Below are 21,678 nucleotides of genomic sequence, written 5' to 3'. Positions count from 1 at the left end.
TTAGCCCGCCGTTAAGTAACGGCCCGACCGGTTCACCCGGCGGGCGGCACTGGGCAGACTGGGGCGATGCCCGCCGCTGCCCCGCTCGCTCCCGCCACCCACCGACGTCGTACGCGTGCCCTCGCCGCGGTGGTCGCCCTGCTCGCGGTGGCGGTCGGGATCGGCGCCTGGTCGCTGCGGGACCGGGCCGTCGGCGAGCGCGGTGCGCCGGCGGCGGGCGAGGCCGCAGCCGCCGCCGGCTGCGCCGGCCGGCCGGCCCGGGCGCCCCACGAGTTGCGCGGCATGTGGATCACGACGGTGAACAACATCGACTGGCCGAGCCGGCCCGGGCTGCCGGCCGAGACCGTGCGGGCGGAGTTCCGGGGGTGGCTGGACCTCGCGGTGCGGCGCAACCACAACGCGGTCTTCGTGCACGTGCGGCCGAGCGGCGACGCGCTCTGGCCGTCGGCGTACGCGCCGTGGTCGCAGTGGCTGACCGGGCGGCGCGACGGCCGCGACCCGGGCTGGGACCCGATGGAGTTCATGGTCGCCGAGGCCCACGCCCGCAACCTGGAGTTCCACGCCTGGTTCAACCCGTACCGGGGCGGGCAACCGGCCACGGTGGGCGGGCCCGGCCCCCGGCTGGACCTGCTCGCGCCGACCCATCCGCTGCGCAGGCACCGTGACTGGGTGGTCACCTACCCCAGCGCCGACCGGCCCGGCAGCCGCCTCTACTTCAACCCGGGCATTCCCGAGGCGCGCCGGTTCGTCGAGGACTCCATGCTGGAGGCGGTCCAGCGGTACGACGTCGACGGGGTGCACTTCGACGACTTCTTCTACCCGTACCCGGAGGCCGGGCAGGACTTCCCGGACGACGCCGCGTTCGCCCGGTACGGCCGGGGGTTCGCGGACCGGCACGCCTGGCGCCGGGACAACGTGAACACCCTGGTCCGCGAGATGAGCGAGCGGATCAAGGCGATCAAGCCGTGGGTGAAGTTCGGCATCAGCCCGTTCGGCATCTGGCGCAACAAGCGCACCGACCCGGCCGGCTCGGCGACCGCCGGGCTGCAGAGCTACGACGACATCTACGCCGACACCCGACTCTGGGTACGCGAGCAGTGGCTGGACTACGTCGTGCCGCAGCTCTACTGGCACATCGGGTTCGGCAGGGCCGACTACGCCAAGCTGCTGCCCTGGTGGGCGGCGACGGTGAAGGGCACCCGGGTGCAGCTCTACATCGGTCAGGCCGACTACCGGGTGGGCGAGCGCGGCGCCTGGCGCGACCCGGCCGAGCTGGACCGCCAGCTCGCCCTCAACCGGCGGTACGGGGTGCGCGGGAGCGTGCACTTCAGCGCCCGGCAGGTGCGCGCGGACAAGCTCGGGGCGGTCACCCGGTACAGCGCGGCGCACTACGCCGGGCCGGCGCTGCTGCCCCCGATGGCGCAGCTGCCGGCGGCGCCGCCGGCCGCGCCGGTGGTCACCGGCGCGCGGCGTACGGGCCCCGGCGGGGTGGCGCTGACCTGGCGCGGGAACGGCGCCACGAGCTTCGCCGTGTACCGGGTGGACGGGGACGCCGCCCGGCTCGTCGGCACCGCCCGGGGCACCGACTGGCTCGACCGCACTGCCCCGGCCGGCCGCTCCCTGTCCTACTGCGTGTCCGGGCTGGATCGCAGCGGGAACGAGGGGCCACTCGGCGCACCGGTGTCGGTACCCGCCCACCAGACCTGAGGCAGGGCGCTCGGTCACTCGTTGGCGGCCCGGGCCTCCGGCCTGACCCAGCCGAAGGTGCGCTCCACGGCGCGCTGCCAGTTCTCCCGTTCCTCGGCGCGGACGGTCTCGTCCAGCTCCGGATCCCAGCGGGCGGCGAGGTGCCAGTTGCTGCGCAGCCCCTCCAGGTCGGCCCAGTAGCCGACCGCGAGCCCGGCCGCGTAGGCCGCGCCGAGGGAGACCGTCTCGGCGACCATGGGGCGGACCACCGGCACCGCGAGCACGTCGGCGACGAACTGCATCAGCAGGTTGTTGGCGGTCATCCCGCCGTCCACCCGGAGTGCCGTCAGCGCCAGGCCGGAGTCGGCGTTCATCGCGTCGACCACCTCGCGGGTCTGCCAGCCGGTGGCCTCCAGCACCGCGCGGGCCAGGTGCCCCTTGGTGATGTACGAGGTCAGCCCCACGATCACCCCGCGAGCCTCGCTGCGCCAGTGCGGCGCGAACAGCCCGGAGAAGGCCGGCACGATGTAGCAGCCGCCGTTGTCGTCGACGGTACGGGCGAGGGTCTCGATCTCCGGTGCGGTGCTGATCAGCTCCAGTTGGTCGCGGAACCACTGCACCAGGGAGCCGGTGATCGCGATGGAGCCCTCCAGGGCGTAGACGGCCGGCTCGCCGGCGATCTGGTAGCCGACGGTGGTGAGCAGCCCGTGACGGGAGTGCACCAGCTCCGCGCCGGTGTTGAGCAGCAGGAAACTGCCGGTGCCGTAGGTGCACTTGGCGTCGCCGGGGGCGAAGCAGGTCTGGCCGAACAGGGCCGCCTGCTGGTCGCCGAGGGCGGCGGCGATCCGCACGCCGGGCAGGACGGTGGTCGCGGTGCCGTACACCTCCGAGGAGGAGCGGATCTCGGGCAGCATGGCCGCCGGGATGCCGAAGAAGGCCAGCGAGTCGGGGTGCCAGCGGAGCGTGCGCAGGTCCATCAGCATGGTCCGGCTGGCGTTGGTCACGTCGGTCAGGTGCAGGCCGCCGTCCGGGCCGCCGGTCAGGTTCCAGATCAGCCAGCTCTCCATGGTGCCGAAGAGCACCTCGCCGCGCTCGGCCCGCTCGTACAGCCCGGGGGTGTGGTCCAGCAGCCAGCGCAGCTTGGGCGCGGAGAAGTACGTGGTGAGCGGCAGCCCGCAGCGTTCCCGCAGGTCCTCCGCGCCGGGCGCCTGGGCCAGCGTCTCCACCAGCGCGTCGGTGCGGGTGTCCTGCCAGATGATGGCCGGCGCCACCGGGACGCCGGTGCGCCGGTCCCACACCACGGTCGTCTCCCGCTGGTTGGCGATGCCGATCGCGGCGATCTGGTCGGCGCCGATGCCGGCCTCGGCGAGGGCCCGGGGCACCACCTTGCCGACGTTGCGCCAGATCTCCAGCGCGTCGTGTTCCACCCAGCCGGGCCGGGGGAAGTGCTGCTGGTGCTCTCGTTGCGCGACGGAGACGAGGTTGCCGCGTCGGTCGAACACGATGCAGCGGGTCGAGGTGGTGCCCTGGTCGATGGAGACGACGTAGCTGTCGGTCATGTCATCGTCCTCTCTGGCGCGGGGGTGGCGGAGCAGGGTGGACGGGTCACCAGCGGGCGGCGCCGAGATCGCGGGACACCGCGCGGGCGGCGTCGCGGACGTACGCGACGAGCGTGGGCCGGGGGTCGCCCTTGCCGTCGCAGACCCGGTCGACCGGGCCGGAGAGCCCGATCGCGCCCACGACGAGACCGCCGTAGCCGCGGATGGGCGCGGCGATACCGGCCTCGCCGAGGGTCATCTCCTCGATCTCGGCGCCCCAGCCGTTGTCCCGGATCTCGCTCAGCGCCCGGGCGAGCGTCCGGGCACTGACCAGGGTGCGGCGGGTGTACGGCTCGGGTTCGCCCCGCAGCACCGCGTTGGCGGCGCCGACGTCGTAGGCGAGCAGGACCTTCCCGAGCGCGGTGGCGTGCGGGGGGAGCAGGGACCCGACGTCGAGCGTCTGCAGGGTGTCGTCGGGCCGGAAGACGTGGTGGACCACCAGCACCTTGCCGTCCAGCAGGGTGCCGATCCGGACGGCCTCGCCGCTGCGGGCGGCCAGCGGGTCGGCCCAGTTGATGGACCGTGAGCGCAGTTCGTTGACGTCGAGGTAGCTGGTGCCCAGGTGCAGCAGGGCCGCCCCGAGCTGGTACTTGCCGGAGGTCTTGTCCTGCTCGACGAATCCGACGTCCTGCAGGGTGCGCACGATGCCGTGCGCGGTGCCCTTGGGCAGGTCGAGGGAGCGGGCGATCTCCCCGATGCCGAGCCGGCCGGAGCTGCTGGCCAGCAGGCGGAGGATCGCCGCGGCACGCGCGATGGACTGCACCTGACCCGGCATGGGGCGGAATGCTAGCGGTGTTCGGCCGGACGCAACAGTGTTCGACATTGTCGACCGGGGTTCGTTGACCCGATCTCCCGGGCTTCCTACGGTTCACCGCACGATGACGCCCGACACCGCCGCGTCATCGAGCGACGGCTTCGGGCCGCGGCGCGGCGCCGGCCGCACCGAGCTGAAGTCGCCGCGGGCCCGCCGCCCTCCCCCCGGGCGCGGGCCGCCACCCCCACCGCTTCCGGAGGCACCAGATGACGCAACGTGTGAAAGTCCCCGGGCTCGTCGGCGAGCTGGCCGCCGAGTTCGCCGGCACCGCGATCCTCATCCTGTTCGGCGTGGGCGTGGTCGCCCAGGTCGCCGCGGCGGGCACGGGCGAGTTCGACAGCATCGCCTGGGCCTGGGGCCTCGGCGTCACGCTCGGCGTGTACGTCGCGGGCCGGATCAGCGGAGCCCACCTCAACCCCGCGGTGACCGTCGCCCTGGCGGTCTTCAAGGGCTTCTCCTGGCGCAAGGTGCTGCCGTACTCGCTGGCCCAGACCGCCGGCGCGTTCGTCGCGGCGCTGCTCATCCGCTGGAACTACAGCGAGGCGCTGTCCCGGTTCGATCCGGGCCTGACCGTCAAGAGCCAGGGCGTCTTCTCCACCCTGCCGGGCGCCGGCGTGACCGAGTGGGGCGCGCTGCGCGACCAGATCATCGGCACCGCGATCCTGCTCTTCCTCGTCCTGGCGGTCACCGACGCCCGCAACTCGCTGCCCGGCGGCAACCTCGCCCCGTTCATCGTCGGGCTGATCGTGGTCGCGATCGGCATGGCCTTCGCCGCCAACGCCGGCTACGCCATCAATCCCGCCCGCGACTTCGGCCCCCGCCTCGCCTCGTTCCTGACCGGATACGAGACGGCCTTCCAGGACGGCAGCGGCTATCCGTACTTCTGGGTGCCCATCGTCGGGCCGCTCGTCGGCGGCGTCATCGGCGCCGGCCTGTACGAGCTGATCATCGGCCGCTTCCTGCCCGGCGAGGACCAGCCGGAGCCGGGCACACTGGCCACCGAGACGGCACCGGCCGAGGGTGAACTCGCCCGCGTGTGAACCCGGCGACCCGCGAAACCCCCCACGACGACCACGACAAGGAGACCCCCCGCATGGCTGACTTCGTCGGCGCGGTAGACCAGGGCACCACCAGCACCCGCTTCATGATCTTCGACCACGGCGGCAACGAGGTCGGCCGCCACCAGCTCGAACACCAGCAGATCCTGCCCCAGGCCGGCTGGGTGGAGCACAACCCGTTGGAGATCTGGGAACGGACCCAGACCGTGATCCAGACCGCGATGAACGAGCGCGGCCTGACCGGCGCCGACCTGGCCGCGCTCGGCATCACCAACCAGCGTGAGACCACCGTGGTGTGGAACCGCCGGACCGGCCGTCCCTACTACAACGCCATCGTCTGGCAGGACACCCGTACCGACCGGATCGCCTCGGCGCTGGAACGCGACGGCAGGGGCGACGTGATCCGGCGCAAGGCCGGGCTGCCGCCGGCGACGTACTTCTCCGGCGGCAAGATCCAGTGGATCCTGGAGAACGTCGACGGGGTCCGCGAGGCGGCGGAGCGCGGGGAGGCCGTCTTCGGCAACACCGACACCTGGTTGCTGTGGAACCTCACCGGCGGCACCGAGGGCGGCGTGCACGTCACCGACCCGACCAACGCCAGCCGCACCATGCTGATGAACCTGGAGACGCTGGACTGGGACGACGAGCTGCTGTCGTTCTTCGGCATCCCGCGCGCCATGCTGCCGGAGATCCGGCCCTCGTCCGACCCCCGCTCGTACGGCAGCACCGCGCCGCACGGCCCGTTCACCAGCCCGGTGCCGCTCACCGGCGATCTGGGCGACCAGCAGGCCGCCACCGTGGGCCAGGTGTGCTTCTCGCCGGGCGAGGCGAAGAACACCTACGGCACCGGCAACTTCATGCTGCTCAACACCGGCCGGGAGATCGTGCGGTCGAAGGCCGGGCTGCTCACCACGGTGTGCTACCAGTTCGGCGACGACGCGCCGGTGTACGCGCTCGAAGGCTCGATCGCGGTGACCGGCTCGGCCGTGCAGTGGCTGCGCGACCAGCTCAAGATCATCAGCACCGCGGCGCAGAGCGAGATCCTGGCCCGCCAGGTGGCCGACAACGGCGGGGTCTACTTCGTCCCGGCATTCTCCGGCCTGTTCGCCCCGTACTGGCGCTCCGACGCCCGCGGCGCGATCGTCGGCCTGTCCCGGTTCAACACCGACGCCCACATCGCCCGGGCCACCCTGGAGTCCATCTGCTACCAGAGCCGGGACGTGGCCGAGGCCATGGAGCAGGACTCCGGCGTGCACCTGGAGTGCCTGAAGGTCGACGGCGGCGTCACCGTCAACGACCTGTGCATGCAGTTGCAGGCGGACATCCTCGGCGTGCCGGTCAGCCGGCCGGTGGTCGCGGAGACCACCGCGCTCGGCGCGGCCTACGCCGCCGGCCTCGCCGTCGGCTTCTGGAAGAACACCGACGAGCTGCGCGAGAACTGGAACGAGAGCCGGCGCTGGCAGCCGGCCTGGTCCCCGGAGCAGCGCGAGAACGGCTACGCCCGGTGGAAGAAGGCGGTCCAGCGCACCCTCGACTGGGTCGACGTCGGCTGACGCCGCACGGCCGTCCCCACCCCACGATCCGGGCGGCCGGCGCCCCCTCGCCGGCCGCCCCCCACCCCTCCCGGAAGAGAGAAGACGGATGCACTCCGCGACACTGTCACCGGCCGCCCGCGAGCGGTCCCTGGCCGCGCTCGGGGGCGGCCAGGAACTGGACGTCCTGGTGATCGGCGGCGGCGTCACCGGCGCAGGTTGCGCTCTCGACGCCGTCACCCGCGGCCTGTCGGTCGGGCTCGTCGAGGCCCGCGACTGGGCCAGCGGTACGTCGAGCCGGTCCAGCAAACTGATCCACGGCGGCCTGCGCTACCTCGAGATGCTCGACTTCGGGCTGGTCCGCGAGGCGCTGCGCGAGCGGGGCCTGCTCCTGCAACGGCTCGCCCCGCACCTGGTCCGGCCGGTGCCGTTCCTCTACCCGCTGCGCCACCGGGGCTGGGAACGGCTGTACGCCGGGGCCGGCGTCCTGCTCTACGACACGATGAGCCTCTCCGGCAGCCACGCGCGCGGGGTGCCGGCCCACCGGCACCTGACCCGCCGCGGGGCGCTGCGCGCCTGCCCGTCGCTGCGGCCCGAGGCGCTGGTGGGCGCCCTGCAGTACTACGACGCCCAGGTCGACGACGCCCGGCTGGTCACCTGCCTGGTCCGCACCGCCGCCGCGCACGGCGCGCACCCGCTGTCGCGGGCCCGCGTGGTGGGCTTCCTGCGCGAGGGCGCCCGGGTCACCGGAGCGCGCGTGCACGACCTGGAGACCGACCGGGTGTTCGAGGTACGCGCCCGGCAGGTCATCAACGCCACGGGGGTGTGGAGCGACGACACCCAGGCGCTCGTGGGGGAGCGGGCCCAGGTCCAGGTGCGGGCCTCCAAGGGCATCCACCTGGTGGTGCCGCGCGACCGGATCCGGTCCCGCACCGGCCTGATCCTGCGTACCGAGACGAGCGTGCTGTTCGTGATCCCGTGGGGCCGGCACTGGCTGATCGGGACCACCGACACCGACTGGGACCTGGACAAGGCGCATCCGGCGGCCACCAGCCGGGACATCGACTATCTGCTGGAGCACGTCAACCAGGTGCTGGCCACCCCGTTGACCCGCGACGACGTCGAGGGCGTGTACGCCGGCCTGCGCCCGTTGCTGTCCGGGGAGTCGGACGCGACCGCCAAGCTGTCCCGCGAGCACACCGTGGTCAGCCCCGCCCCCGGACTCGTCATGGTCGCCGGCGGCAAGTACACGACGTACCGGGTGATGGCGCGCGACGCGGTCGACGAGGCGGTACGCGGCCTCGGCGGCGTGGTGCCCGCCTCGTGCACCGACCGGGTGCCCCTGCTCGGCGCGGAGGGCCACGTCGCCCGCTGGAACCAGCGGCGCCGGCTGGCACAGCGGTTCGGGCTGCACGTCGACCGCGTGGAGCACCTGTTGCGCCGCTACGGCGCCGCCGTCGACGAGGTGCTGGCGCTGCTGGGGGAGGACCCGACGCTCGGCGAGCCGCTCGACGGCGCGGAGGACTACCTGCGGGTCGAGGTCGTCTACGCGGCGTCCGCCGAGGGGGCGTTGCACCTGGAGGACGTGCTGACCCGGCGTACCCACATCTCGATCGAGAGCTTCGACCGGGGTCTGGCGGCGGCCCGGCCGGCGGCGGAGCTCATGGCCCCGGTCCTGGGTTGGGACGACCAGCGCGTCGACCTGGAGGTGGGCCACTACGTGGCGCGGGTCCGGGCCGAGCGGGCCGCGCACGAGCAGCCCGACGACGCGGCGGCCGACGCCGTCCGGCTGGGCGCCCCCGAGGTGGTGCGGGAGGCGGCCCTGGCGGCCTGAGCCGGTTCCGGCGGTGTGCGGGGCACACCGCCGGGCCGCGCGCCCGATGCACACCGGGGATATATACGCGAGGTATACGCGCGGTGTAGGGTGTCGGCATGAGTGTTCCGATGACCCTCCTGGGTCTGCTCGAGCGCGAGCCCAGCCACGGCTACGACCTGAAGCGCGACTACGACTCCTTCTTCAGCCGGGGCAAGCCGCTGCCGTTCGGCCAGGTCTACGCGACCCTCGCCCGGCTCGCCCGGGACGGCAAGATCGTGATCGGCGAGGTCGAGCCGGGAGTGGGCCCGGAGCGCAAGCGCTACGTCATCACCGAACGGGGCGCGACCGAGTTCGAGTCGTGGCTGACCGAGCCGGTGGCGGCCGAGCCCAACCTGCAGACGGTGCTCTTCACCAAGGTGGTGCTGGCGCTCATGCTCGACCGCCCCGCCGAGGAGTACCTCGACACGCAGCGCGCCACGCACCTGCGGCGGATGACGCAGCTGACCGAGATCAAGCGCAGCGGCAACCTGGTCGACGCCATGCTGGCCGACCACGGCCTGTTCCACCTGGAGGCCGACCTGCACTGGATCGACACCACGGTCGCCCGGCTGGACGCCCTCCGCAAGGTGGTACGCGGATGAAGGCGGTCGAGGCGCGCGACGTCCACCTGTCCTTCGGCGAGACTCCCGCGTTGCGGGGCGCCAGCGTCGCGGTCGCCCCTGGCGAGATCGTCGCCATCATGGGTCCGAGCGGCTCCGGGAAGTCCACCCTGCTGCACTGCCTGGCGGGGATCCTGGTGCCGGACGCGGGCGAGATCCACTTCGACGGCCGGCGGATCGACACCCTGACCGAGCACGAGCGCAGCATGCTGCGCCGGGACCAGTTCGGGTTCGTGTTCCAGTTCGGACAGCTGGTGCCGGAGCTGACCGCCGAGGAGAACGTCGCGCTGCCGCTGCTGCTCGGCGGCGTCAAGCGGGACGCCGCGCTGAAGGAGGCGCGGCCCTGGTTCGAGCGGCTCGGCCTGGCCGGGCTGGAGCGGCGCCGCTCCGGCGAGCTCTCCGGGGGCCAGGCGCAACGCGTCGCGCTGGCGCGTGGCCTGGTCGCCCGGCCCGGGGCGCTGTTCGCCGACGAGCCGACCGGGGCGCTCGACTCGCTGACCGGCGAGCAGGTCATGGACCTGCTGGTCGCCTCGGCCCGCGAGCAGGGCACCACGGTCGTCCTGGTCACCCACGAGGCCCGCGTCGCCGCGTACGCCGACCGGCAGGTCATCGTGCGCGACGGCAAGGTGAACGCGCTGGTGCTGTCATGATCCGGTTCGCGCTGCGGCTGGCCCTGGTCAGTGGCCGGGAGGCGGCCACCCGGCTCGTCATCATCGCCGCCGCCGTCGCACTCGGCGTCGGCATGCTGCTGTCCACGCTCGCCGGTATGAACGCGGTCGACGCGCAGAACCAGCGGTACGCCTGGCTGAACACCGCCGTCGCTTCGCCCGACCCCTCGGCCGACCCCCTGTGGTGGCTCATCCGTGAGGACTACCACCACGGCGAGTCGATCGGCCGGGTCGAGGTCGCGGCGACCGGTCCGGACGCGCCCGTCCCGCCGGGCATCCCGCGCCTGCCCGGCCCCGGCGAGTACTACGTCTCGCCCGCCCTCGGCGAGCTGCTGCGGACCACCCCGGCCGCGCAACTCGGCGACCGGTTCCCCGGCCATCAGGTCGGCACCATCGGCCGGGTGGCGCTGCCGTCCCCCGACTCGCTGCTGATCGTCATCGGCCGGACCCCGACCGACCTGGAGCACCTGGGGGCCCGGCAGGTCACCCGGATCATGGCCACCTCGCCGAGCGGCTGCCCCAGCGGCTGCTACGTCGGGATCAACCACGACGGCATGGCCCTGGTGCTCTCCGTCGTCGCGACCGCGCTGCTCTTCCCGGTGCTCATCTTCATCGGCACCGCCACCCGGCTGGCCGCGACCCGCCGGGAGCAGCGCTTCGCCGCGATGCGGCTGGTCGGCGCCACCCCACGGCAGGTCTCGCTCATCTCCGCCGTCGAGTCGACCCTCGCCGCCGCGGCCGGCACCGTCGTCGGGTTCGGGCTGTTCCTCGCGTTCCGGCCCGCACTCGCCGCGATCCCGTTCACCGGCGAGTCGTTCTTCACCGCCGACCTGTCGCTCACCCCCGTCGACGTCCTGGCGGTCGCGCTCGGCATCCCGCTCGGCGCCGTCGTGGCCTCCTGGCTGGCGCTGCGCCGGGTGCAGATCTCCCCGCTGGGCGTGGCCCGGCGGGTGACGCCGAAGCCGCCGCGCGCCTGGCGGCTCATCCCGCTGGTCGCCGGGCTCGCCGAGTTGACGTACTTCATCGGCCGGCGTCCGCCCACCACCAACGGCCAGCTCACCGCGTACCTGTCGGGGTTTCTCCTGATCCTGACCGGGCTGCTGCTGGCCGGGCCGTGGCTGACCATGCTCGGCGCCCGCCTGCTGGCCGGGCGGGCCAGCCGGCCCGCCACCCTCATCGCCGGGCGACGCCTCGCGGACAACCCCAAGGCGGCCTTCCGGTCGGTCAGCGGCCTGATCGTGGCGCTCTTCGTGACCAGCGTCGCCACCGGCACCATCACCACCTACGTCGCCAACCGCGGCGAGCCGCGCACCGACTCGGTGGCCGCCACCTCCCTGTCGAAGTGGTTCCCGCCCGAGGACGGCCCCGCGCCGACCGCCGATCAGATCCCCGCCCTCGCGACCATCCCCGGGGTACGCAGCGTGACCCTGGTCCGCGCCAATCCCGTCGACCAACCACCCCCGCTCGAGGTTCGGCAGCAGCCGACGGATTCCGCCGCCTTTCAGCCGTGGTGGTGGCCAGGCGTCATTACCTGCGCCGAGCTGGACCGGCTGGCGGTGTTCGGCAGCTGCCCCGCCGGCGCGCAGGTCGCGGCCGTGGCCGACGACCTCATCGGCGAGCGCGCGCGGGACCTGACCGCGGACAGCTACGTCTGGCCGGCCGCCGACGCCGACCCCGCGGAGGTCGACCGGCAGCCGATCCGGTCAGTGGTCGTCAACACCACCAGCCGCGCCGCCTTCGAGCAGGCCCGGACCATGCTGATCAACGCCTTCCCGACGGGGCGGTTCCCGAGCAGCACCGCCGAGTGGGAGGCGGACTCCGCGCGGCTGATGCGGCAGTTCCAGCAACTGGCCAACGTGATCATGCTGGCCAGCCTGCCGATCGCCGGTTGCAGCCTCGCGGTGAGCGTGGCCGGCGGGCTCAGCGACCGCAAACGCCCCTTCAGCATGCTCCGGCTCACCGGGGTGCAGCTGCGTACGCTGCGGCGGGTCGTGGCGCTGGAGACCGTCGTGCCGCTGCTGCTCGTCGCGGCGGTGGCGATCGGGATGGGGTTCCTGGCCGCGCACCTTTTCCTGCGGGCGCAGCTGCACTACACGCTGATCCCACCGGACCTGCCGTTCTACCTGATGGTCGCCGGCGGGCTGGCGGCGTCGCTGGGCATCGTGGCCGCCACGCTGCCGCTCCTGCGCCGGATCACCGGCCCGGAGGCGGCGCGGAACGAATGAGCCAGGCCCACGCCGGCCCGGGCCGGGCCGGCGTGGGCGGTCAGCCGAGGAACGACAGGAGGTGCCCGATCGTCTCGTCGGGCGCCTCCTCCGGGAAGAAGTGGCCGGCCGGTACCGGATGTCCCTCGACGTCGTCCGCCCACGCCCGCCATACCGCCAGCGGGTCGTACCAGGCGGCGACCGGACCGGCGTGCGCCCAGAGGGCGAGCACCGGACAGCGGATCCGCCGGTTCCCCCGGTCGGCCTCGTCGTGCTGGTAGTCCAGCGTCGCGGCCGCCCGGTACTGCTCACAGACGGCGTGGATGGTCTCCGGCGCGCTGAGCTTCGCGGTGTACTCGGCCCGTACCTCGGGGGAGAAGGCGTCCGGCAGCTCGGCGAGGTCGTCGAGCATGTGGTCGACGATCACCCGCGGCGCCGCGCCGACCAGGCGCTCGGGCACCGGCTCGGGCGCGGCGAGGAACGACCACAGCCAGAATCCCAGGCTGAAGTCCCGGTCGGCCCGGCGGTAGGCGTCCCCGGTTGGCACGATGTCCAGCACCGCCAGGCGGGTGACGGCGTCCGGATGGTCCAGCGCCATCCGGTACGCGCACCGGCCGCCACGGTCGTGCCCGACCACGGCGAACCGGTCGTGCCCGAGCAGCCGCATCACCTCCAGCTGCTCGTCGGCGATGACCCGCATGCTGTACGGCGCGTGGTCCGCGCTGCTCGGTGGCTTCCCGCTGTCACCGAAGCCGCGCAGGTCGGTGGCGACCACGTGGAACCGCTCCGCGAGGCGTCCGGCCACCCGGTGCCACATGAGGTGGGTCTCCGGCATGCCGTGCAACAGCAGCACCGGCGGGCCCTCGCCACCCCGGCGGCCGTGGATGACCGTGTCTCTCGTCCGGACGTACAGCTCCTCGAAGCCGTCGAACACCAGACCCTCCGCTCCCCGCCGACCGACGATCCCGTGGTCATCGTCCCGCCGGACGGGGGTCCGGTGGGACGAAACGGCTCTCGGCGGGCCGACGACCGTCGCGGTACGGCTAGGGCGTCGCGAGCCCGAAGCTGATCGTCCTGGTCAACGTGGCGTTGTCGTCGTCGCCGTCCAACGACCAGACCATCGCTCCGCCCAGCCCGGCCCGGCGGATGTACAGCGCCTTCTGCAGCACCACCGCCGGGTCGTCGTACGTCCAGAAGGTCGTGCCGTCGAACAGCCAGGCGTGCCCGGCGCGGAGATCGCGGTGCACGGTGAAGCCGTTCTCGGCCAGGACCTTGAGCCGCCGGTAGTCCTCGGACCCGGCCTCGAAGGTGGCCGGCGCGGGCCCGGCCGCGGGCTGGAACAGGCCGTCCCCGCCCCCGGTCACGCCGGTCCAGCCGCGACCGTAGTACGGGATGCCCAGCACCAGCTTGTCGCGCGGCGCGCCGCGGGCGATCCAGCCGTCGATCGCCACCTCGGCCGAGAAGTCCGGGCTGTCCGGCGCCCCGGCCGGGACCCGCAGCGCCGACTGCTGGTTGGTCACCCCGTCCCAGGAACCGTGGAAGTCGTATCCCTGCACGGTGGCGAAGTCCAGGTACCGGAAGATCCGGCGGCCCTCGTATCCGGCGCCCATGGCCGCCGGATTGGCCGGCAGGAAGGCGGTCAGCGAGTAGTGCTTGCGGGTCTGCCGGCCGTACGCGTCGAGCTGGCGGCGGAATTCGGCGAGCAGCGCGGTGAAGTTCTCCCGGTCCTCCGGGCGGACCACGTTGCCCGACTCGCCGGGCCAGTTCGGCCACTCCCAGTCCAGGTCGATGCCGTCGAAGACGCCGGCGGCGGCGCCCGGGCCGCCACTGCCACCGTCCAGGACCGGTAGGTTGCCCTTCAGGTAGAGGTCGATGCAGGAGGCGACGAACGCCTTGCGCGAGGCGTCGGTGCGGGCGGCGTTCGAGAAGTACGTCGACCAGCTCCAGCCGCCCAGCGAGATCATCACCCGCAGGCCGGGGTGTCGGGCCTTGAGCTTGGCCAGTTGGCCGAAGTTGCCGTTGAGCGGCTCGCCCCAGGCGTCGGCGACACCGTCGACGCTCTCCTCCGCCGGCACGGGGCGCTGGTAGTCGGCCCAGGCGTCGCCCTCACCCGGCCCGCCGTCCACATAGCAGCGGCCGTCCTCGCTGACGTTGCCGAAGGCGTAGTTGACGTGGGTGAGGCGCCCGGCCGCCCCGGACGTGTCGAGCTTCTTCACCGGGAAGGCCCGGCCGTAGATGCCCCACTGGGTGAAGTAGCCGACGCGGTGGTATCCGGCCCGGCGGGTGGCGTTGTCCGTCGCGCTCGCGGCGCTCGGCGGGACCGCGGTGACCAGCAGGGTCGTCAGGGCGACGAGGGTGGTGAGGCGGCGGTGGCGGAATGGTCGCATCGGCACTCCCACAAGGGACGGACGAGATTCAGTAAAGGAACCTTCCTGATCGATGAAGCTAAGCCGGTCGGAGTGCCCGGTCAAGGGCGACGCGGCGCGCCGGCGCTACCCGGAAGGGCCTCGAAAGTTTCGGAGATCTCGATGCGGTGAACCGCCACTCGCCCGTCGTCGATCGACCCCGGCGGATCCTGCGTCCGCTGCTGGGCTGCGTTGCCGTCCCGCCCGGCAGCGATTGCCGAAGAGCGAGGTCCCGGAACATTTCCGAAAGTTGTTGACCGGTGGACGGGCCTGATCCGATACTTTCGCCATCGACAGGCTTCAACGTATGGCTGCCTGACTTCCCAGCACCCGTCCCGAGGGAGGAAGCATGGTCAGGAAAGATGCCCCCGTCCACCCCGTACGTCGCCGACGCGGCCGCCTCCGGCTGCTCGCCAGCGGCGCCTGCGCCGTCGTGCTGGTCGCCGCCACCGCCCTGCTGCTGCCCGGCGTCGCCAACGCCGCCGTCACCTCCAACCAGACCGGCACCAACAACGGCTACTTCTATTCCTTCTGGACCGACAGCCCCGGGACCGTCTCCATGAACCTCGGGTCCGGCGGCAACTACAGCACCTCATGGAGCAACACCGGGAACTTCGTCGCCGGCAAGGGCTGGAGCACCGGCGGCCGCATGAGCGTGAACTACTCGGGCAGCTTCAACCCGTCCGGCAACGCGTACCTGGCCCTCTACGGGTGGACCACGAACCCGCTCGTGGAGTACTACGTCGTCGACAACTGGGGTACCTACCGGCCCACGGGCACCTACAAGGGGACGGTCACCAGCGACGGCGGCACCTACGACATCTACCAGACCACGCGCTACAACGCCCCCTCCATCGAGGGCACCAAGACCTTCAACCAGTACTGGAGCGTCCGGCAGTCGAAGAAGACCGGTGGCACCATCACCACCGGCAACCACTTCGACGCGTGGGCCCGCAACGGCATGAGCCTGGGCGCCTTCAACTACATGATCCTGGCGACGGAGGGCTACCAGAGCAGCGGGAACTCCAACATCACGATCGGCGGCACGTCCGGCGGCGGTGGGGGCAGCGGTGGCGGCTGCACCGCCACGCTGTCCGCCGGCCAGCAGTGGAGCGACCGGTACAACCTCAACGTCTCGGTGTCCGGGGCCACCAACTGGACCGTGACGATGACCGTGCCGTCCCCCGCGAAGATCATCGCGACCTGGAACATCAGCGCCAGCTACCCCAGCGCCCAGGTGCTGACCGCCCGACCCAACGGCAACGGCAACAACTGGGGGGTGACCATCCAGCACAACGGCAACTGGACCTGGCCGACGGTGTCCTGCGCCGCCGGTTGACCCCGAGCCTCCCTGCGTGGCGCGGCGGCCCCGGGCCGCCGCGCCGCCGTCTCCGCCGCTTGCGGTCGTGGGGGCCGCAACGGTTGTCGGAAATGCGATCCGACCAGCCCGAACGGTCCTTGTTCGACGGTCCGTGGGGCGGCAGGATGGGCGGGGACGGATGGAGTTGCGGTGAGCCAGACGCATGCTGTTGCCGCCCCGAGCGCCGCCCCGCCCGCGGCGAAGACCGCCCCGACCAGCGACCAGCGCCCCTCCGCATCGACGCGGCCGGCCGCCGGGTCCGAGTTCGGCCGGGTGGCGTTCGAGCGGGCGTTCGCCGACCCGGCCCGGCCCGTCCACGGCGCGGTCCGTGCGTCCGTCGAGGCCGCCACCGGCGTGTCGCTGGCCGGCGTACGCGTGCACACCGGCCCGCGGGTGCGGACGGCGGCCCGGGCCGCCCGCGCCGCCGCCTTCACCCTCGGGCGGGACATCGGGATCGCGGTCGGGCCGGGGCAGGCCGTCCCTGACGCGTTGCTCACCCACGAGCTGATCCACGCCGCCCAGCAGTCCGGCGACGGGGACGCCGCGCCGGCCGACGCGGAGGCGCAGGCGCACCACGGCGCGTACGACCTCCACGCGCTCGGGCCGCTGCGCGGCACCGGCACGCCGTACGTCGCGTTCGCGGCCGAGGACTGGCTGCACGGCACCCCGGACATCCGGCACTACAGCTTCACGGAGCTGGTGGACGAGCTGCGCGCCGTCGACGAGTGGCTCAACCGGCAGATCGTCGGCAGCCAGGAGACCGACCGGATGATGGAGGCCAAGGATGCCCTGCAGGCGGAGATCGCCCGCCGGCAGGCCGCCATCCGGGCCGCCGACCGGCCAGCACCGCGACGCCGGGGCCGGGGCCGGGCGGCGCAGGCGCAGCCCCAGCCGGAGCTGCCCGAGCAGACGGAGATGCCGCGCGTGCTGCGGGAGCGGACCAGCACGCAGCTCACCGACCCGGCCGAGATCCGGGCCGAGGTGGACCGGATCACCGCCTGGTTGCAGCGCCCCGACCTGAGCCGGGCCGACCGGTCGATCCTGCGGCAGGAACTCGCCTCGCTCGAGCCCGGGTTCGGCGCGGAGCTGGGCCGGGCGAGCGCCCAGCGGCAGCAGCAGCGGCTGGCCCGCGCCCTGTCGCCCGGGGACGGCGCGGACGAGGCCGCGGTGCTCGCGAACATCCGGCTGATCGAGTCGATCCGGCCCTACCAGGAGCAGCCGGGCATGGCGTACGTCATGCACGACGGCGAGCTGCTGGTCTTCCCGCAGGAACTGGCCGACCGGGTACGCGCGGAGGTCACCGCCGCGTTGCAGGAGGCGGCACGCCGGGCCCGGGACATGAACGACAGCACCGAGTACCGGATGAACGAGCACCTGCGGCTCAACTACGAGGACCAGTACGTCGTCGGCTTCTTCGTCAGCCTGGTCAGCGGCGAGGAGCCGGTGGACCTCCAGCGGCGCATGCTCGGCCCGATGGCCGACTCCAACGTCGCGCTCAGCCGCTACCGCACCGCCCAGCAACGCGGCTCGCTGAGCGAGATGGCCGACGCCGTCTTCACCGCCGTGACGAAGGCCGACCAGGCGCAGACCATCGTGCTCAACGGTATCGACCGGGCCGTTGCGGCCGCCGGCGCGATCGTCACCGGGCTGACCATCACCCGGAACCTGGCGTTCGCGGTGGCGCTGTCGATCGGCGCCATCCTCGCCGCCCCGGTGGTCGCGGCGGGCGTCGCCGGCACCGGCGCGACGGGCCTGCTCGCCACCGGCATGACCGCGGTCGGCACCGGGACCGTGGTGGGCGGCGAGGGCTTCCTGCTCGGCTTCGCCGGCGGGGCGGGCGGTGAGCTGGTCGCCGGTCACGGGGGCGGGGCGGCGCTGCGGACCGGGCTGAGCGAGGGGCGACGCGTCGGCGAGCAGGGCTTCGCGATCGGTGTCGGCGGCGGGGCGAGCCTGGGGCTGGCCCGCAACCTCGGCGTGGGCGCGGCCGGCCTGACCCGCGGCGGGCAGTTGTGGCGCGGCGCGCTCGCCGGTGGCGGCGGCAACGCGCTCGGGTCGATGACCGGCGCCGCGCTCAGCGACGTGCCGGAGGGCGAGAGCCGGGCCGGGTTCGTGCTGCGGTCCGGCGCGTGGGGTGCCGGGCTCGGCATGTTCGGCGGCGCGGCCGGCACCGGCTCCCAGTGGCTGAGCAACCCGGCCGCCCGGTTCGGCGTCGGCGTGGGGCTGCCCAGCCTGGCCGGCGCCGGCGGGACGTACCTCCAGACCGGGGGCGACTGGAGCCAGACGCTGCAGGCCGGCGCGCTGGGGCTCACCGTCGGCGCGCTCGCCAGCCGCCAGCCGACCGGGGTCACCCCCACCCAGCAGCGCGCGTTCCAGCTCGGCCAGGGGTTCATGCGCACCACGCGGACGTACGCGGGTGCGTTGATGATCGGCCTGAGCAACGTCGGGCCCTCGGTGCGGATGGGGGAGTCACCCACCTCGGCGATGATCACTGTGCGGGATGTCGAGGGCGGGGCCGTCCCGCAGGGCCAGGCGCCGGTGCAGCAGCAGGCCCCGGTCCAGCAGCAGGCGCCGGCGCCGGTGCAGCAGGCTCCCGCGCCGGTGCAGCAGCAGGCGCCGGCGCCCGCACCGGCGCAGCAGCCGCAGCAGGCGGTGGCCATCCGGGTCTCCACCGGGGCGTTCATCCCCAACCCGGCCCGCCAGGTGGTCGACCCGTTCTCCGGCCAGGTGCTCGGGCAGCGGTCCGCGTCGGCGCAGACGGCCCGCTCGCTCATCACCGGCATCCGGGCCGACGAGGGGGAGGCGGCGGCCTGGCGGCAGGCCCTCGCTCGCGGCGAGATCGGGTTGCAGGGACCGACCGGCTCGAACGTGCCCGGCGGCGACTTCTACACCGCCGAGATCGACGCCAACGGGCAGGTGACCCTCGTCGCCACCGACGTCAAACTGTCCACCGTGGGCAGCTTCCCGACGCCGGCCACCACCATCAAGCCCACCTGGATGGCAGAGTTGCAGGCGGCCATCGCGCCGGGCCGGCTCAACCTCGGCGACCCCGCGCTGGAGGCCGCGATCCGGGCCGCGTTCGCCGCCGGCCGGGTGCGCATCCGCCAGCTCAACGCCGACTACTCGCCGACCGGCGGGGGCACCATCACCGGCTGGTGAGCCGGGCGAGCCCGGACAGACGAAAGGCGCCGACCTCGTCGGCGCCTCGTCATCCGTGCCGTCCAGCCATACGGGGTGTCGAACCCCTCATCCATGACCGCAAGGTCTCGGCTGTCCCTACCGCGGGTTGTCGTATGCCTGGACCTCCGAGAATAATCCCCTTCGTCAGGGTATGCAACGGTCCAGCGTGAACGAACCCTGCTCCACGCGTACTCCGACGCCCAGCGGGTTGAGCACGTCGCTGACGTAGCGCAGCGACACCCGCTGCACCGGCCCCTCGTCGCGCAGCACCACCCCGGCCCGGAACGGCCCGGACGCGTCGAGGCCGCGCAGTTGCAGGAACGCGCCGAACTGGCCGGTCACCCGCACCGCGTCGACCAGGGTGCCCTCGGTCCGGTCGCCGGTACGCTGCAACCGCGCGTGGTTGTCCAGCATGGTCAGACTGGTGAAGCTGCCCACGTAGAAGGCGTGGCGCTGGCGGCCCCAGAAGAACGGGACCGCGCAGGACACCGTGTTGTTGCTGATCACGACCTGGCCGAGCACCCGCCGGCCGCCACCGGCCGCCCGCAGCGCCACGTGGACGCCCTGCAACGCCCCGGTCACCTCGTTGCCCTCGACCCGGACCAGGTTCGCCCGGTCGCCGGCCACCACGATGCCCTGCCCGATGGCCCGGGTGTCGTTCAGCGCCGCCGCGAGGAACCGGCCGCTGACCGCGCCGACCGCCGCCTGGTGCGGTTCGGTGGCGCTGGCCGCGACGAACCGGGCCAGCCCCTGGTGCAGCGAGGAGCCCGACGCCAGTCGCCGCGCCGGGGTGGCCTTCGCCCAGTCGGCGGCCAGCCGGCGCAGCGCGGCCGGGCCGTCCATCCGTACCGTGCGCTCGTCGGCCAGCGTGACCGCCGCGCCGCCGGCCTTCGGGTCGACGGCCAGGTGGGCGGCGACGAACCGGCCCAGCTCGCGGGCCACCAGGCGGGTCATCCCCACGGTCGCCTTGCCGGCCGACAGCACGACCGTGTTGTCCACGACGGTGCTCTCGGTCGCCGAGGCGACGACGATGCCGGCCTGCTGGTCGCCGATCTCCAACCGGTTGCCGCGCACCTCCACCACGCCCGGACGCACGCCTTCCGGGTCGGGCGCCGCGTAGATGCCCGACTGCGCCTTCCCCGACGAGTCCGGGCACCACACCTCGCAGTCGCGCACCCGTACCCCGTCGCAGCCCAGGAAGGTCAACGCGCCCAGCAGGTGCTCCTCGCCGGGCGGCGTGCCGGGAGCCAGGCCGGACTCCACCCGCAGGCGGGTGACCTCGATGTCCGGGCAACGGGTCGCGACCAGCACCGCCTCGTGCTTCTCGCCGACCAGCACCGTGGCCGGCCCGACCCCGGTGATCACCACCCGCCGCTTGCCCTTGACGGTCAGCGGGACGCCGATCCGGTACGTCCCGGCGGCCAGGCACAGCTCGCCGCCGGTCGCGGGCAGCGCGTCCAGGGCGGCCTGCAGGTCGTCGCCGGGGAACGCGGTCACCGTGCAGGTGCCGCCGCGCAGGCCGGTCAGCGGCGGGAAGGTCGGCCGGCAGTCGGTGAGCACCGTCTTGCTCGTCAGGTCCACCACGGCCAGCGGCGCGGCGGTGTGCACGACGCCGTCGGGCGGGGCGTCGGTCAACGTCTCCACCGCGTCCGCGGCGCTGCCGCGTACCCGCACGCCCCACCAGTCACCGGCCTGGTAGGTGCCGGGACGGGCGGTGAAGGCGATGCCGACGTCGGCGCCGCCGAGGGTCAGCGGGACCCCGCCGGCCGCGCCGACGACCTGCCCGTCCCAGCGCCGCAGGCAGGTGCCGGGCGGGTTGCCCGCCAGCGGGCTGGCGGCGCCGAGGGTGACCGTGTCACCGCCGGCCGACGGCGCCACCGCCGCCACGCTGAACAGCGCGCCGTGGTTGCGCCGGTCGGCCCGCCGGGCCAGCGTGGACACCTCGACCAGGTCACCGGGGGCGAACGTCACCGCGGGCGACGGGGCCAGCGTGACGGCCGTGCCGGCCACCTTCGCCGCCACCGCCTCGCTGCCGTTCGCGTACGACCAGGCGAACCGGGCCGTCTTCTCGGTGCCCGCGTCGAGCACCTCGATGCGCAGCAGCCCGTCCGGCAGCTTGCTGCGCGGGTCGTCCGGGGGCGCGCACGGGTCCGCCGACACCGGCGCGGCGGTCCGTGACACGTCCAGCCGGCCCGTCGACACCGGCGCGGGCAGGCCGGCCACCGAACAGGTGGCGGAGTTCGTGGCGGCGGCCCGTACCCGCCAGCCCACCCGGGTCCGGGTGGTGGTGTCCACCCCGGCGAGGGCCGGGTCGAGCAGGCTCGGGTCCTCCGCCGCCTGCACCTCCTCGACGAACGCGTCGAGGTAGACGTTCACCAGACCGGACGCGGGCAGCGCGGCGATCTCCGGCTGCGCCGCGTACGCCAGGTCGGTGGGGTTGCGGGCGAGCAGCCCGCCGATCCACATCGTCCCGGCGCGGACCGTCAACGCCCCGCCCACGAACTCCACCTTGAAGGCGGTGCTGCCGACCGGCACGCCGGCCGGGCCGATCGTGTCGCGGGCGAGCTGCCGGGCGTCCCGGGCGGGACCGCCGACCATCAGGTTCCAGTCGGTGTCGAGCAGCACCCGGCCCTGCTGCAGGAGCGCCGCGGTCCACCGGTCGGTGGCGCGCAACGGGACGCTGGTGACGTCTCCGGTCATG

The 21,678-nt window shown here is 73.5% G+C and carries 14 protein-coding genes; 9 read left to right on the top strand and 5 right to left on the bottom strand.

The features are described from left to right. Positions 1 to 66: 66 nt before the first annotated feature. A complete protein-coding gene (locus ACGFI9_RS03410; RefSeq protein WP_393174398.1) occupies positions 67 to 1,707 on the top strand; it encodes a family 10 glycosylhydrolase in 1,641 nt (546 codons plus the stop codon). A 14-nt stretch (positions 1,708 to 1,721) separates the two neighbouring features. Here ACGFI9_RS03410 and glpK (ACGFI9_RS03405) read toward each other — a convergent pair whose 3' ends face one another. Further along, positions 1,722 to 3,245: a glycerol kinase GlpK gene (gene glpK, locus ACGFI9_RS03405; protein ID WP_393174396.1), complete on the bottom strand. Its 1,524-nt coding sequence runs from the start codon at positions 3,243 to 3,245 to the stop codon at positions 1,722 to 1,724. A 46-nt stretch (positions 3,246 to 3,291) separates the two neighbouring features. Further along, positions 3,292 to 4,059 carry an IclR family transcriptional regulator gene (locus ACGFI9_RS03400; protein WP_393174394.1) on the bottom strand — a complete coding sequence of 256 codons (768 nt, stop codon included), beginning with the start codon at positions 4,057 to 4,059 and terminating at the stop codon, positions 3,292 to 3,294. Positions 4,060 to 4,304: 245 nt separating this feature from the next. Here ACGFI9_RS03400 and ACGFI9_RS03395 point away from each other — a divergent pair, with 245 nt between their 5' ends. The 6 genes from ACGFI9_RS03395 to ACGFI9_RS03370 all read left to right on the top strand — a co-directional run bounded on the left by ACGFI9_RS03395 (position 4,305) and on the right by ACGFI9_RS03370 (position 12,056). After that, positions 4,305 to 5,138, top strand: a complete 834-nt coding sequence (locus ACGFI9_RS03395) for an MIP/aquaporin family protein (RefSeq protein ID WP_393174392.1) — start codon at positions 4,305 to 4,307, stop codon at positions 5,136 to 5,138. Between the two features lie 53 nt (positions 5,139 to 5,191). Next, positions 5,192 to 6,709, top strand: coding sequence for a glycerol kinase GlpK (glpK, locus tag ACGFI9_RS03390; protein WP_393174390.1), 1,518 nt, complete (start codon positions 5,192 to 5,194; stop codon positions 6,707 to 6,709). A gap of 88 nt (positions 6,710 to 6,797) precedes the next feature. Then, positions 6,798 to 8,522 carry an FAD-dependent oxidoreductase gene (locus ACGFI9_RS03385; protein WP_393174388.1) on the top strand — a complete coding sequence of 575 codons (1,725 nt, stop codon included), beginning with the start codon at positions 6,798 to 6,800 and terminating at the stop codon, positions 8,520 to 8,522. Between the two features lie 98 nt (positions 8,523 to 8,620). Next, a complete protein-coding gene (locus tag ACGFI9_RS03380) occupies positions 8,621 to 9,145 on the top strand; it encodes a PadR family transcriptional regulator (protein WP_393174386.1) in 525 nt (174 codons plus the stop codon). Then, the gene (locus ACGFI9_RS03375; RefSeq protein ID WP_393174384.1) at positions 9,142 to 9,813 is read left to right on the top strand and encodes an ABC transporter ATP-binding protein; all 672 of its coding nucleotides are present in this window, start codon (positions 9,142 to 9,144) and stop codon (positions 9,811 to 9,813) included. The genes ACGFI9_RS03380 and ACGFI9_RS03375 overlap by 4 nt, the downstream gene beginning before the upstream one ends. Continuing rightward, positions 9,810 to 12,056, top strand: coding sequence for an FtsX-like permease family protein (locus ACGFI9_RS03370; protein ID WP_393174382.1), 2,247 nt, complete (start codon positions 9,810 to 9,812; stop codon positions 12,054 to 12,056). Before ACGFI9_RS03375 ends, ACGFI9_RS03370 begins: the two co-directional genes overlap by 4 nt. A 40-nt stretch (positions 12,057 to 12,096) precedes the next feature. Here ACGFI9_RS03370 and ACGFI9_RS03365 read toward each other — a convergent pair whose 3' ends face one another. Both ACGFI9_RS03365 and ACGFI9_RS03360 read right to left on the bottom strand, forming a co-directional pair. Continuing rightward, positions 12,097 to 12,969 carry an alpha/beta fold hydrolase gene (locus ACGFI9_RS03365; protein ID WP_393174380.1) on the bottom strand — a complete coding sequence of 291 codons (873 nt, stop codon included), beginning with the start codon at positions 12,967 to 12,969 and terminating at the stop codon, positions 12,097 to 12,099. Positions 12,970 to 13,078: 109 nt separating this feature from the next. Beyond that, the gene (locus ACGFI9_RS03360; RefSeq protein ID WP_393174378.1) at positions 13,079 to 14,422 is read right to left on the bottom strand and encodes a glycoside hydrolase family 18 protein; all 1,344 of its coding nucleotides are present in this window, start codon (positions 14,420 to 14,422) and stop codon (positions 13,079 to 13,081) included. 367 nt (positions 14,423 to 14,789) lie between these two features. Between ACGFI9_RS03360 and ACGFI9_RS03355 the strand changes: the two genes are divergently transcribed. Beyond that, positions 14,790 to 15,779, top strand: coding sequence for a glycoside hydrolase family 11 protein (locus ACGFI9_RS03355; protein WP_393174376.1), 990 nt, complete (start codon positions 14,790 to 14,792; stop codon positions 15,777 to 15,779). Positions 15,780 to 15,950: 171 nt separating this feature from the next. Next, positions 15,951 to 18,956, top strand: a complete 3,006-nt coding sequence (locus ACGFI9_RS03350) for a DUF4157 domain-containing protein (protein WP_393174374.1) — start codon at positions 15,951 to 15,953, stop codon at positions 18,954 to 18,956. Positions 18,957 to 19,121: 165 nt separating this feature from the next. Here the strand turns inward: ACGFI9_RS03350 and ACGFI9_RS03345 are convergent, their stop codons facing one another. Further along, a complete protein-coding gene (locus ACGFI9_RS03345) occupies positions 19,122 to 21,677 on the bottom strand; it encodes a DUF6519 domain-containing protein (protein ID WP_393174372.1) in 2,556 nt (851 codons plus the stop codon). Between the last annotated feature and the right edge of the window lies 1 nt (position 21,678).

The organism is Micromonospora sp. NPDC048930 (assembly GCF_043197935.1).
Lineage (GTDB): Bacteria > Actinomycetota > Actinomycetes > Mycobacteriales > Micromonosporaceae > Micromonospora.
This window is presented reverse-complemented; position numbering and strand designations above follow the sequence as displayed.